The 13198-nt window shown below is 67.9% G+C and carries 13 protein-coding genes; 5 read left to right on the forward strand and 8 right to left on the reverse strand.

The genetic code is table 11. The features are described from left to right. Positions 1-201 precede the first annotated feature (201 nt). Positions 202-1128: a GerMN domain-containing protein gene (locus BLV63_RS10875; RefSeq protein ID WP_066212597.1), complete on the forward strand. Its 927-nt coding sequence runs from the start codon at positions 202-204 to the stop codon at positions 1126-1128. A 9-nt stretch (positions 1129-1137) separates the two neighbouring features. Here the strand turns inward: BLV63_RS10875 and BLV63_RS10880 are convergent, their stop codons facing one another. Genes BLV63_RS10880 through hrcA form a run of 3 tightly spaced genes read right to left on the reverse strand, consistent with a single transcriptional unit; the run spans position 1138 to position 4092 of the window. After that, the gene (locus BLV63_RS10880; RefSeq protein ID WP_066212599.1) at positions 1138-1890 is read right to left on the reverse strand and encodes a 16S rRNA (uracil(1498)-N(3))-methyltransferase; all 753 of its coding nucleotides are present in this window, start codon (positions 1888-1890) and stop codon (positions 1138-1140) included. A 3-nt stretch (positions 1891-1893) separates the two neighbouring features. Then, positions 1894-3018 (reverse strand): molecular chaperone DnaJ, encoded by a 1125-nt coding sequence (dnaJ, locus tag BLV63_RS10885; protein WP_066212601.1) that lies wholly within the window; start codon positions 3016-3018, stop codon positions 1894-1896. A 60-nt stretch (positions 3019-3078) separates the two neighbouring features. Beyond that, a complete protein-coding gene (hrcA, locus tag BLV63_RS10890; protein ID WP_066212603.1) occupies positions 3079-4092 on the reverse strand; it encodes a heat-inducible transcriptional repressor HrcA in 1014 nt (337 codons plus the stop codon). A 125-nt stretch (positions 4093-4217) separates the two neighbouring features. Here hrcA and BLV63_RS10895 point away from each other — a divergent pair, with 125 nt between their 5' ends. Then, complete coding sequence (locus BLV63_RS10895; protein WP_066212605.1) at positions 4218-5057, forward strand: DUF3097 domain-containing protein; 840 nt, start codon at positions 4218-4220, stop codon at positions 5055-5057. 151 nt (positions 5058-5208) lie between these two features. Beyond that, on the forward strand, positions 5209-5655 hold the full coding sequence (locus BLV63_RS10900) for a DUF4870 domain-containing protein (protein ID WP_066213090.1): 447 nt from the start codon (positions 5209-5211) through the stop codon (positions 5653-5655). A 90-nt stretch (positions 5656-5745) separates the two neighbouring features. Here BLV63_RS10900 and hemW read toward each other — a convergent pair whose 3' ends face one another. Together hemW and lepA are read right to left on the reverse strand one after the other, a co-directional pair. Further along, positions 5746-6975 (reverse strand): radical SAM family heme chaperone HemW, encoded by a 1230-nt coding sequence (hemW, locus tag BLV63_RS10905; RefSeq protein ID WP_066212607.1) that lies wholly within the window; start codon positions 6973-6975, stop codon positions 5746-5748. 3 nt (positions 6976-6978) lie between these two features. After that, a complete protein-coding gene (gene lepA, locus BLV63_RS10910) occupies positions 6979-8838 on the reverse strand; it encodes a translation elongation factor 4 (protein ID WP_066212610.1) in 1860 nt (619 codons plus the stop codon). A gap of 172 nt (positions 8839-9010) precedes the next feature. On the opposite strand from lepA, the gene BLV63_RS10915 reads away from it, so the two are divergent. After that, the gene (locus BLV63_RS10915; RefSeq protein WP_066212613.1) at positions 9011-9487 is read left to right on the forward strand and encodes a type II toxin-antitoxin system PemK/MazF family toxin; all 477 of its coding nucleotides are present in this window, start codon (positions 9011-9013) and stop codon (positions 9485-9487) included. Positions 9488-9651: 164 nt separating this feature from the next. Further along, positions 9652-9912: a 30S ribosomal protein S20 gene (gene rpsT, locus BLV63_RS10920; protein WP_066212615.1), complete on the forward strand. Its 261-nt coding sequence runs from the start codon at positions 9652-9654 to the stop codon at positions 9910-9912. A gap of 179 nt (positions 9913-10091) precedes the next feature. On the opposite strand, the gene holA is transcribed toward rpsT, so the two are convergent. The 3 genes from holA to BLV63_RS10935 form a co-directional block, all read right to left on the reverse strand. Beyond that, the gene (holA, locus tag BLV63_RS10925; protein ID WP_066212617.1) at positions 10092-11084 is read right to left on the reverse strand and encodes a DNA polymerase III subunit delta; all 993 of its coding nucleotides are present in this window, start codon (positions 11082-11084) and stop codon (positions 10092-10094) included. 121 nt (positions 11085-11205) lie between these two features. Beyond that, positions 11206-11415 (reverse strand): hypothetical protein, encoded by a 210-nt coding sequence (locus BLV63_RS10930; protein WP_066212619.1) that lies wholly within the window; start codon positions 11413-11415, stop codon positions 11206-11208. Next, positions 11412-13196, reverse strand: coding sequence for a ComEC/Rec2 family competence protein (locus tag BLV63_RS10935; protein WP_066212627.1), 1785 nt, complete (start codon positions 13194-13196; stop codon positions 11412-11414). The genes BLV63_RS10930 and BLV63_RS10935 overlap by 4 nt, the downstream gene beginning before the upstream one ends. Between the last annotated feature and the right edge of the window lie 2 nt (positions 13197-13198).

Consider the following 13198-nt stretch of genomic DNA (forward strand, 5'->3'; position numbering starts at 1 on the left):
ACGCCGGAGGGTCACGGGTTGGGCACAGCGGGGTATCAATCGGATTTCACTTCCGGGGGCTGCCCGCTCAGAGGCACGGCGACCTGACGGGGTGTGGCAAGGTGGAACGTGGGGCGTGCTGATCAGCAGGCCCTTTCGCATGGGCGTGCATCACCCATCGATCCCGAGGGAACAACCCGGCCGGCAGGAGGAAGGAGCACCATGACGTCGATCAGCGCACGACGACGGCGCCTTCCCGCGCGTCTGCTGGCACTCCCCCTCGCCGCGGCTCTCCTGTCCGCCTGCACGGCGACACCCTCGGTGACCGAGTCGTCCGGTCTGCCGGACCCGCAGTCGCTGGCCACCTCCGTGCCGGATGTCACAGCGGTCCCGAGCGAGACGGCGGACACCGCGACCCAGGTGCAGGTCTACTGGATCGGGCGCACGGGCGGCAACGCTTATCTCTTCTCGGAGCCTCGTAAGACCGGCGCCGGCGACGATCCTGTCACCTCGGCGCTGAAGGTCATGATGGCCCAGAAGCCCGAGGATCCCGACTACTTCACCGCCTGGCAGGCTCCGCACCGTCTGGCCGCGTCCATGTCCGGGGTCTCGACCATCACGGTGGATGTCAGTGCGGACGCCTTCTCCAAGAACCTCGACCCGTCGATGGCCAAACGGGCCATGCAGCAGCTGGTCTTCACGGCGGTGTCCGCCGCGCGCGCTTCAGGAATGGTCGACGCTTCGGTGGAACCCGACGTCGTGCTCCTGATCGACGGGCGCAATGACGTCGAGGCGTTCGGCTCGATCCCCTTGAATCTCCCGTTCCACCGGGACCTCGCGTTCCTCTCCCCTGTGCGCATCATGGTCCCCCAGGACCAGGCCGTCCTCAGCTCGGGCACGGTCGCATTCAACGGCGTGGTGCTGGGCGGCCAGAAGGACGTGACCTGGTCGGTCGCTCCGGCCGGCTCACCCGAAGGCCAGGACGTGCTGTCCTCGGACAAGGTCGCCGTCACTCAGACGGCGGTCAAGGTGGGGCGCTTCGCCTCCCGGGTCGACCTGCCGAAGGGCACGTACGAGCTGACCGTGTCCGCCGCGGTCCCCGGCACGGCTCAGCCGGTCCAGGATTCGAAGACGGTCACCATCCGCTGAGATCCCGCCTCACCAGCGTCCGAGCACGGTGTTCGCGACGACCAGCGCCGCCGGTCCCGCCGACGATGACCGCAGCACGTGCGGTCCCAGCAGTGCGGTGCGGGCACCCGCCTCGTGGAACGCAGCCACCTCGGACGGGGAGATCCCACCCTCCGGTCCCACGATGAGCAGAACCTCACCGTCGAGCTCCCGGATGGCATCCAGCTGCGAGGCGAGCGAGCCACTCGCGTCCTCGTGGAGGACGAATGCCGCGCCCGAGCGGGAGATGCGCCGGGCGAGTGCCGCCGAATCGAGGACATCCTCGACCTCCGGTGTACGGGCGCGCCGCGACTGCTTCGTGGCGGCCCGGATGACGGAACGCCACTTCGCCAGGGCCTTCGCCGCCCGGTCCCCCCGCCAGCGGACGATCGAACGGTCGGACTGCCACGGGATGACCCCGTCGATGCCCAGTTCCGTCGCGCTCTCGATCGCCTGCTCGTCGCGGTCGCCCTTCGCCAGGGCCTGCACCAGGATCAGGCGGGGCGACACCGCCGGTTCCCGCACGATCTCGAGCGCCCGAACCACCAGCTCACCAGCGTCGGACGATTCCACCGTGCCGATGACGCGTGTCCCCTGCTCGTCCACGAGATCGACGCCCTCGCCGGCCGACAGCCGCTTGACCGTGACGGCGTGCCGCGCTTCGGCGCCGTCGACGGTCACGAGACCGGAAGGCTCCACCTCATCGAGGGAACCGGCGGGGACGAAGAAGACCGGGTTGCTCATGGCTCAGAGGTTGCCGAACTTGTCGCGGAGCTTGGCGAACATTCCGCCGCTGCTGGCGAGCTTGCCCTCGGTGAACTCCTCGTCGCGGAGCCCGGCGAGCTTCCGCAGCAGCTCCTCCTGTTCGGCGTCGAGCTTCGTGGGGGTCTCCACCTGGATGCGGACCTTGAGATCGCCGCGGCCGTAGCCGCGCAGGTGGGTGACACCGAGCTCATGGAGAGTGATCACCTCACCGGACTGCGTGCCGGGCTTGATGCTGATCGTCTGCGGACCGTCGAAGGTCTCCAGCTCGACGTCGGTGCCGAGGGCCGCCGCGGTCATGGGGACCTTCAGCGCGGCCTGCAGGTCGTCGCCGTCGCGCGTGTAGGTCTTGTCCGGGTTCACCCTGACCTGGACGTACAGATCCCCCGAGGGACCGCCGGCGATGCCGGCTTCACCGTGGCCGGAGAGCTGGATCCGGGTTCCGGTGCTCACCCCGGCGGGGATCTTGATGGAGAGGGAACGGTGCGAGCGGACGCGGCCCTGGCCGTTGCACTCGTTGCACGGGTCCTTGATCACGGTGCCGAAGCCCTGGCAGCTGGGGCACGTGGCGGCCGTCATGACCTGGCCCAGGATGGACCGCACCGGGCGCTGGACCTGGCCCGCGCCATGGCAGATATCGCAGCGCTCCGGGCTCGTGCCCGGCTGGCAGCAGCTGCCGTCGCAGGTCTCACACACCACGGCCGTCTCCAGCTCGAGCGTCTTCTCCACGCCGAACACGGCGTCCTTGAGATCGATGCGGACCTCGACCAGGGCGTCCTGGCCGCGCCGCACCCGGGAGGCCGGGCCGGCAGCGGCGCCGCCGCCACCGAAGAAGGTGTCGAAGATATCCTGGAAGGCGAAGCCGGAACCGGAGTATCCGCCGAAACCGTTGTCGGTGCCGTTCTCATTGCCCGTGGTGTCGTAGACCCGGCGCTTCTCGGGATCCGAGAGGACCTCGTAGGCATGCGTCACGGCCTTGAACTGCTCGGCGGCGTCGTCCCCGGAGTTGACATCCGGGTGGAGGGTCCGCGCGAGCTTGCGGTAGGCCTTCTTGATCTCCTCACCGCTGGCGTCGCGCGGGACTCCGAGGACTTCATAGTGACTGCTCACGTGTGTGTACTTCTCTTCCTCTGTTGGGTGAAATGCAGTGGCGTCGGGCGACCGGTCAGGTCACCCCGCCAGAATCCGTGAAAGGTAACGTGCGACGGCGCGCACCGCCGCCATGGAGGACGGATAGTCCATACGGGTGGGGCCGAGGACGCCCACCTTCGAGGCGGACCCCTTGCCGTAGCCGGTGGCCACCACCGAGGTGCCGGCGAGCTCGTCGAACGGGTTCTCGCGTCCGATGCTGACGGCGACGCCATGCTGGTCCTGATGCATCTCGGTGAGCAGCCGCAGCATGACCACCTGCTCCTCGAGCGCCTCCAGCACCGGCCCGATGCTCAGGGGGAAATCCATGGTGGCGCGCGCCAGATTGGCGGTTCCCGCCAGGACGATCCGCTCCTCGGCGCTCGAGTCGAGAAGCGACAGGAGCGCGGACGCGAGTGCGGCGGCGGGCTGCTGAAGGCCCGGGGCAACCGTCGCGGTCAGGACCGGGACGGTCTCCCGCAGCGCATCGAGCGGCTGATTAGCGCAGGCTGCCAGGAACATCGTCCTCAGCACCGCGACGTCGGATTCCGCCAGGACCTGTCCCAGATCCACCACCCGCTGGTCCACCGACCCGGTGTCGGTGATCAGCACGAGCAGCACCTGGGGACCTCCGAGCGCGACCACTTCGAGATGCCGCAGGCGGGCCTGGCTGGCCTTGGGGTATTGGACCACGGCCACCTGCCGTGTCAGCTGGGACAGGAGCCGGGCCGACCGTTCCAACACGTCATCAAGGTCGGAGGCGCTGTCGAGGAAGGAGTGGATGGCGCGGCGCTCAGCGGCGGACAGCGGTTTGACGGAGGCCAGCTGGTCCACGAAAAGACGGTAGCCCTTGTCCGTCGGAATGCGGCCGGCACTCGTATGAGGGGCCGCGATGAGCCCCTCCTCCTCCAGGGCCGCCATGTCATTGCGGATCGTCGCGCTGGACACACCCAGCTGATGGCGTTCCACCAGCACCTTCGATCCCACCGGCTCCCGGAAGTGGACGTAATCCTCCACAATGGCGCGCAGGACTTCGAGACGACGAGGATCACTCACTCGGCCACCTCCACATGCTCTTGCTCTTCGGCGTTTCTCTTAGCACTCTACCTCTCTAAGTGCTAATTCTAGTATGCCTGCCCCGGACCCGGGACATCGCCAGGCGGAGAACAGCAGGAGGCTTCATGTCCATCCATTCCTGGGGACCGCAGGACCTCAGCGCGCCCGCCAAGAAGCAGCTGCGCGAGGTGCCGGTGGAGCGAGGCATGGTCCTCGAGGAAGTTCAGACCGGCTGGGTCGGCGCCGTGACACGCGTGGAGAAATCGGGCGGGATGCACATCCTCAGCTTGGAGGACCGCCGGGGCAAGGAGCGCTCCTTCCAGCTCGGCTTCGGCTTCCTCCTCGACGGCGAGGCGGTCAAGATCGTTCCGCCGCGCGCCGCTGCCGCTCAGCAGGGTCCCCGGCGCACCGCCAGCGGTTCCCTTCATGTCGACACCAAAGCCCGTACGGCCCTCGCCAGCCGCATCTGGGTGGAAGGCAAGCACGACGCCGAACTCGTCGAGCGCGTCTGGGGTGACGATCTGCGGGTGGAGGGCATCGTCGTCGAGCCCCTGCACGGCATCGATGACCTGGAAGCGGCCGTCGCGGCCTTCGGCCCCGGGCCCGGCCGCAAGCTCGGCATCCTGGTCGATCACCTGGTGCCCGGCTCGAAGGAGCAGCGGATCGTCGACGCCCTGATGCGCAAGCCGGGCGTCGCCGGAAACGTCCTGGTGGTGGGCCATCCCTACGTCGATGTGTGGCAGGCCATCAAGCCGCAGACCCTCGGCATCCCCGCCTGGCCGCAGATCCCCCGCGGCACGGACTGGAAGACGGGCATCCTCCAGGCCTTCGGCTGGCCGCACGCCACCGCGGAGGACATCGGCCTCGGCTGGCAGAAGCTGCTCTCCACGGTGCGCAGCTACGCTGACCTGGAACCGAGCCTGCTGGGGCGTGTCGAGGAGGTCATCGATTTCCTCACGGCCTGACCTCCCAGCCACTATGCTGAGTAGGAAACGCCGTCACGTGCGCCGCCCGTGATCCGGAACTACCTCAGGAGTAAAAGCTGTGTCTGACGCATCCGGACCGAAGCCCCAGGGAGCATCCTCCCCGGGCGATCAGCCGCGCTCCGCGTCCGGCATGAACGGCGGCCCGGCCCAGAAGAATCCGGCCCAGCACAACCCCGGCCAGGGCAACCCCGGTCAGACCTCTGGGGAGCACCCCTACACGGGCGCCAGCGCCGTCCCGGAGCCGCTGAGCTCCAGCGAGGACCGGCAATGGGCCATGCTGGCCCATTTCGGCGGCATTCTGGGCTTCATCCCCTCGCTGCTGATCTACTTGATCTTCAAGGACCGGGGACCGTTCACGGCCCAGGAAGCGAAGGAAGCCCTCAACTTCACGCTGCCTCCCACACTGGTGGCCGTCGTGGCGAACATCTTGAGCCTCATCCCGTGGATCGGTGGGATCTTCGCGGTGATCGCGGCCCTGATCTGGATCGCACTCACGGTGTTCTCCGTGATCGCCGGCGTCCACGTCAACCGAGGCCAGCCATACCGCTACAAGTACAACCTGCGGCTCATCAAGTAGCCGAAAGGCGGAACCCCGGCTCGGGGTTCCGCCTTTTTCATGCCCTGAACACTTCGTGCCCTGACCACCGTCGGATGCCGGGCGGCAGGGTCAGTCCGGCAGAAGCCGGCGTACGACGGCGTCGGCCAGGAGGCGGCCCCGCAGGCTCAGGCGGACGGTGCCCTTGAAGGCGGCCTGAGGGTCGATCAGGCCGTCGGCGATCAGACCAGCGACGGCGGTGCGCCCCTCGGCGTGGAGCGCCGAGGTGGGCAGGCCCTCAGCCAGCCGGACGCGCAGGAGGATGTCCTCGAGATAGCGGGTGTCGCCGTCGAGCACTTCCTTGCCCGCGGCCGGCGAGACCCCGTCCCCCAGGCGCTGCGCGTAGGCACGGGGGTGCTTGACGTTCCACCACCGTACGCCGCCGACGTGCGAGTGCGCGCCGGGGCCGATCCCCCACCAGTCGTCGCCCCGCCAGTAGGCGAGATTGTGCCGGCATTCCTGACCCGGCTCGCGTGCCCAGTTGCTGACCTCGTACCAGTCGAAGCCTGCGGCGGCGAGGCGCTGCTCGGCGAGTTCGTACTTGTCGGCATGGTCGTCGTCGACGACGTCGGGCACCTCCCCGCGCCGGATCTGCGCGGCGAGCTTCGTGCCGTCCTCGATGATGAGGGCGTAGGCGCTCACGTGGTCTGGCTCGCAGGTGAGCGCAGCGTCCAGGGAACGTTCCCAATCGGCCAGCGACTCCCCCGGGGTCCCATAGATGAGGTCCAGACTCACGTTGAGACCCGCGGCACGGGCCCATGCCACCACCTGCGGGACCCGCTCGGGCCGGTGAACCCGGTCCAGCGTCTTCAGCACGTGCGGCACGGCGGACTGCATGCCGAAGGACACGCGGGTGAAACCGGCTTCCGCCAGGCGCGCGAGGGACTCCTCGGTCACCGTCTCGGGATTGGCCTCGGTGGTCACCTCCGCGCCCGGTTCCAGACCCCAGAGGTCCCGGGCACGGCCCAGCAGGGCACCCAGTTCCTCCGGGTTGAGCAGGGTCGGCGTGCCGCCGCCGAAGAAGACGGTCGACACCGGGCGCCGCGGGATGCCGGAACGCTCCAGGACACCGGCTGCGAAGTCCAGTTCGGACAGCGCGGTGCCGGCATACTCGTCCTGGCTCGCACCACCGCCGAGTTCCGTGGCCGTGTAGGTGTTGAAGTCGCAGTAACCGCAGCGGACCGTGCAGTACGGCACGTGGATGTACAGGCTGAAGGCACGCTCCTGCGCGCCTTCCCGGGCCTGGGGGTCCAGGAGCCCGTCCGCGGGAGCCGGGTCACCGAGAGGAAGCGCACTGGGCATGGGTTACTTCTTGGCCTTGTCCTTGCCGTTGCCGTCGTCGTTGCTCAGCGCGGCGATGAAGGCTTCCTGCGGGACCTCGACGCGGCCCACCATCTTCATGCGCTTCTTGCCTTCCTTCTGCTTCTCCAGCAGCTTGCGCTTACGGCTGATGTCACCGCCGTAGCACTTGGCGAGCACGTCCTTGCGGATGGCGCGGATGTTCTCGCGGGCGATGATGCGCGCGCCGATGGCGGCCTGGATCGGGACCTCGAATTGCTGGCGAGGGATCAGTTCCCGGAGCTTGGAGGTCATCATGACGCCGTAGGAGTAGGCCTTGTCACGGTGGGTGATCGCGCTGAAGGCGTCCACCGTCTCGCCCTGAAGCATGATGTCGACCTTGACCAGGTCGGCGACCTGATCGCCGTCGGCCTTCCAGTCGAGCGAACCGTAGCCGCGGGTCTTGGACTTCAGCGTGTCGAAGAAGTCGAAGACGATCTCCGCCAGCGGGAGCCGGTAACGGATCTCGACGCGGTCCTCCGAGAGGTAGTCCATGCCGCCCAGGATGCCTCGCCGGGACTGGCACAGCTCCATGATGGCTCCGACGAACTCGTTCGGCGCCAGGATCGTGGCGGACACCATCGGTTCACGCACCTCGGCGACCTTGCCGACCGGGTACTCGCTCGGGTTCGTGACGTGGACGACCTTCTTGTCCTCGAGGGTCACCTCGTACTCCACGTTCGGAGCGGTCGAGATCAGGTCCAGTTTGTACTCGCGCTCCAGGCGTTCCCGGGTGATCTCCAGGTGGAGCAGGCCGAGGAAGCCCACGCGGAAGCCGAAGCCCAGGGCCGCGGACGTCTCCGGCTCGTACACGAGCGCCGCGTCGTTGAGCATCAGCTTCTCCAGCGCGTCACGAAGCACCGGGTAGTCCGTGCCGTCGAGGGGGTACAGGCCGGAGAAGACCATGGGCTTGGCGTCCTCGTAACCGCCGAGGGACTCCGATGCGGGCTTGTGCAGCGTGGTGACGGTGTCGCCGACCTTGGACTGACGGACGTCCTTCACACCGGTGATGAGGTAGCCGACTTCGCCGACGCCCAGTCCCTTCGTCGGCACCGGCTCCGGAGAGCTCACGCCGATCTCGAGGAGCTCGTGGCTCGCCTTGGTGGACATCATCTGAATGCGCTCGCGCGGCGACAGTTTGCCGTCGACGACACGGACATACGTGACCACGCCACGGTAGGTGTCGTAGACCGAGTCGAAGATCATGGCGCGGGCAGGCGCATCCGGATCGCCGACGGGCGCCGGGAGGTCCTGCACGATCTTGTCCAGCAGGTCCTCGACGCCGACGCCGGTCTTACCGGACACCATGAGCACATCCTCCGGCTTGCCGCCGATGAGGTTGGCCAGTTCCGCCGCGTACTTCTCCGGCTGGGCCGCGGGCAGGTCGATCTTGTTGAGCACGGGGATGATCGTCAGATCGTTCTCCATGGCCAGGTAGAGGTTGGCCAGCGTCTGGGCTTCGATGCCCTGCGCGGCGTCCACCAGAAGGATCGCGCCTTCACAGGCGGCCAGCGAGCGGGAGACCTCGTACGTGAAGTCGACGTGACCCGGGGTGTCGATCATGTTCAGCGCATAGCTCGTGCCGTCGAATTCCCAGGGCATGCGGACGGCCTGGGATTTGATGGTGATGCCACGCTCGCGCTCGATGTCCATGCGGTCCAGGTACTGGGCCTTCATGTCCCGGGGCTGGACCACGCCGGTCAGCTGCAGCATGCGGTCGGCGAGGGTCGACTTGCCGTGATCGATGTGCGCGATGATGCAGAAGTTGCGGATCACGGACGGATCAGTCGCGGCGGGCACCGGTGCAGTGCGGGCCATGGGAGACACTCAGGAGTCCTTACTGTTGCCTTCGGGCGGTCCTTCCGGCGCGGCCCGGCGTGAAGCCGGGCATGCGGAACAGGACCGAGGGGTCAGATCAATCATTCTCCCACGTTTCGGAGCACTTCTCCTCACATCCTCCCCCACCGCCGCGCCGGTCTTCCTGGGTACCCTGGACCACATGGCCGGCTTGTTCTCACGCATCCTCAGGTTCCTCGGCGCCAAGCCGCGCCGCACACCCCGCGTGGGGCGCGGCGCGGCCGGCACCTATCCCGGCGACTTCACCGGCGTCGTGGCCGTGCGCTATTCACCGCGGGCCGACGGCAGGGCCGATCCCGGCGAGATCGTGTGGACCTGGGTCCCCTATGAAGAGGACCACCGGCAGGGCAAGGACCGGCCTGTCCTCCTGGTGGGCGAGGACGGACCGTGGCTGCTCGGCCTCATGCTGACCTCCAAAGACAGGAACAACGGCGCGCATCGCGACGCCGCCTACGTCGACATCGGGTCCGGTCCGTGGGATCGCGAAGGGCGGCCGAGCGAAGTCAAGGTCAACCGCGTGGTGCGGGTCGATCCTGCCGCGATCCGCCGCGAAGGCGCCGTGCTCGACCGACGGCGGTTCAGCCAGGTCAGCGAGGGTCTCCGCCGCGCCGGACACTGAGTCTTTGGCCATTCAAGGCGTGATTCTGCTAAGATCGTTTGCTGTGTGTCCGCACAGGTCGACGGACACTGATGATTGGCTGCCATAGGCATCCCCACGCCGCTCAGTCAATGGCCAATCTGACGCCCTCTAGACCCATCCGTCATTACAAGAGAGTTCACTAAGTGGCTAACATCAAGTCTCAGAAGAAGCGCATCCTCACCAACGAGAAGGCTCGCCAGCGCAACGTCGCTGTCAAGTCTGAGCTCAAGACCCTCATCAAGACCGTCAACGAGGCGGTTGAGGCTGGTAACAAGGAAGCCGCTGAGTCCGCCGTCAAGGTGGCCAGCCGTAAGCTGGACAAGGCTGTCAGCAAGGGCGTCATTCACAAGAACAACGCTGCCAACCGCAAGTCCGCGATCAACAAGAAGGTCAGCGCTCTCTAAGAGAAGCGCTGCGGCCGATCGCTGACGCGACAGGCTGACACCTCACTTGCTTCGGAGTGGCCGGTCCCCCAGGGACCGGCCACTCTTGCGTTAACCGTCACGACGGCGTTCACCATCGCGGCCCTGAGCCCGGTCCCCCGCGATCCGGGGCGTCGCCGCGGACAGGCGACGCCCTGTCGTCAACGGCTCTGGACGGACGAGGCCACCAGGTGCACCACGCGTTCGACGGCGTACACCGGATCCCGGGACAGGCCCTTCACCTGGGCGTCGGCCTCGGCCACCGCGCGGACGCAGAGCCGCAGCTGCTCCGGCGTCCAGCGGCGGACCTCCCGTTGAGCCTGCTCCACGAGCCACGGCTGCATCCCCAGATCACGCGCCACCTGGGCGGCGGATCCACGGCTGCCCGCCACCCGGGCCAGCGTCCGCAGCTTGGCGGCCAGGGCCGCGACGAGCGGGACGGGATCCGCACCGGAGTCCAAGGCGTACCGCAGGGTCGCAAGAGCGCCGGCCGCATCACCGGCGAGGGCCGCGTCGGCGACCTTGAAGGAGGTCGCCTCGATCCGGCCGCCGTAGTACTTCTCCACGTCGTCCGCGGTGACCGTGCCGGTGGTGTCTTCGATGAGCTGGCCACAGGCTGCGGCCAGTTCGGCGGTCTGAGAGCCGACAGCGTTGACCAGGGCCACCACGGCGGGACCTTCGATGCGACGGCTCGCCGCCCGGAACTCGGAGGTGACGAAGGCGTTCTTGTCGGTGTCGCGCTTCAGGGGCTGGCAGTCCACGACGGGCCAGCGGGATTTCACGGCGTCCAGGAGCTTCTTTCCCCGATTGCCACCGCCATGACGGAGCACGACGACGGCGTCTTCCGCGCCCGAGGCGCTCAGCTCCAGCGCGTCGGTGAGGAACGCGTCGTTCATGGCTTCCAGCCGAGACACCTCGATGAGTTTGAATTCACCGAAGAGGGACGGACTGCAGGCCATCAAGAGCGCGCCGGGCTGGTATTCCGAAGCGTCGAAGCTGGTCAGTTCCAGATCCGGGTGGCTCTGACGGAGCTGGCTGCGCAGCAGATCCCGGGCCCGCTGGGCGAAGTACTCCTCGGGGCCGGAAAGGAGGATCAGCGGTGCGAGCTGGATGTCTCGCCAGTTCAAGGCGGTGGATGCGGCGGCCTTCGCCATCGAGGTGGTCTCCCTGCTGTTTTCGGCTTGTCGGCTCCTCAGCATCGTATCGCGGCCGGGACGGCTCGGGCCTCGCCGCGAGGGGTGCGCGCCCGTGATCGGGGACCGGCCCGGTGCGGTCTCAGCCCTCGCTCAGCCGGGATTCCAGCTCGGCGATCCTCCGCTCCAGATACTCGAGGTATTCGATCACGTAGGCGTCCTTGGCTTCCATGCGATCAAGCCGAGGAAGAATGAGCTGCACGTTGCCGTTCATCGGGGCCACCAGGGGGTGGGCCGCGTCGATGGCGGTCAGGGCGGCGCGCAGAGGGCTGTTCTCGTCACGATGAGTCATGGTTGCACCCTATCCACCTTTGGCGGGGTGCTGGCCCTCCCATCTCTCAAAAGCGCGTGCACCCGCCGGTAGAAACCCCCGACCGTCCGCGGGTGGGCCACCACCCACAGCAGCCCCACCTGACATGCGCCGAACGCCGTCATCGTGACCAGCCCCAGAACACCGGGAGGCCAGTCCATCAGAGCGCCGGGCACACTGCTCACTCCCTGCGCGATCGTCCAGATCCCCTGTGTGGCCGCCCCGGCCCAGTCGACCAGGAGCCCACTGATCGGACCCGGAACCACGGCCACAGCCAGGGCCGCCGTGCCCAACAGCGTCACCGGGGCGACCAACGGCGCCGTCAGAGCGTTGGCGAGCATCGAATACGGCGTCAGCTGCGGCTGGATCAGCACGAGCAACGGTGAACAGGCCAGGTTCGCGGCCAACGGAATCGCCAGTCCCAGCGCCACCACGTACGGCATCCACCGTGCCAGCCACAGGGCCAATCCCTGAGCGGAGACGAGGATCCCCGCCGTCGCCGCCACCGACAGGGCGAACCCCAGGTCCCAGGCCAGCCACGGCTCAGCCAGCAGGAGACCCGAAGCGCTCACACACAACAGCGGCAGCCCACGGCCTTGATGACCACTCATCATCACCGTCAGCCCTGCCGCGGACATCACCACCGCCCGCAAGACACTCGAATCCGGCCCCACCAGCGCCCCGAACGCCGCCAGGGACAGCAAGGACGACACCATCACCACCGCACGGCCCACCCGCAGGCTCCTCAGCATCAGCACCACGGAGGCGAACACCACACTGCAATTCGCTCCGGAAACCGCGGTCAGGTGTGTCAGGCCCGTGGTGGTCATGACTGCGGCGGATTCCGGCGTCTGGCGACTGCGGTCCCCGAGCACCATCCCATCGAGCAGGGCGCCCGGATCACCCGGAATGGCCTGGCTTCTCCGGAGAAACTCCTGCCGGAGCCGTGAGACGGCTCCCTCGAAAACCGACGGCGCCGACACCAGTCCGGGCCTCCCCACGGCCGTTCCGGACAGCGACCCGGGGCGCCCGTCCCGTTCCTTGAGGCGGAGTGTCAGTTCCAGTACCTGCCCATATCGGACCGCTGCGCAGGCCGTCTGGCACTGGACATCGACCGGGATGTCCAGGCCCTGCCAGATGGCCCCCTGGCGGATCCGCTCGAGGCGAGCGACGAACCGGCAGCCCGAGCTGCACGGCGGCGCGCTCTGCGCTCCGACGGCGGCTCGCTCTCGAGGAGGCGACGCCTGCCCGAAGCCCGGCGGGAGAGCCTCCGGATGTCCCGTGACCCGAGCGACGACGCTGATCGCCTGGCGGTCCTGCACCGCGCCCCAGAGATGACGTGAGCCAGGGTCCGCCGTGCGTGCGAGGCCGAGGACGCAGCCCACCAGGGCCGCGAGGGCGGCGAGAACGAGGCATGCCCCCATGCCCCTGTTCCGCGGCGAGGACGGGGGCCGCCGCCGGGCTGAAAGAGACCGGGCAGGCAGAAGCCGGGTGTGAAGAAGCCGGCACAGCCCGATAGCGCAGATCAGCACCACCACCATGACAGTCAGGACGCGCAACAGTGCCTCATCGCGGGCCGCGGTCACCGCGCTCACCGTCCACAGCAGGCACAGCGTGGGGACGAGACGCACGTCGTGAGTCGTCTCCCGCAGCAGGAGACGCCGTTCCAGCTGCTCGTCGTGGGCGCGAAACGCGGCGCGTGCCGTAGCCAGCCACCGCGCAGCGCCCGGTCCAGCATGGTTCAGGACTTCGGTGATGCCCATGG

Origin of the sequence: Arthrobacter woluwensis (genome assembly GCF_900105345.1) — a bacterium.
Taxonomy (GTDB): Bacteria; Actinomycetota; Actinomycetes; order Actinomycetales; family Micrococcaceae; genus Arthrobacter_E; species Arthrobacter_E woluwensis.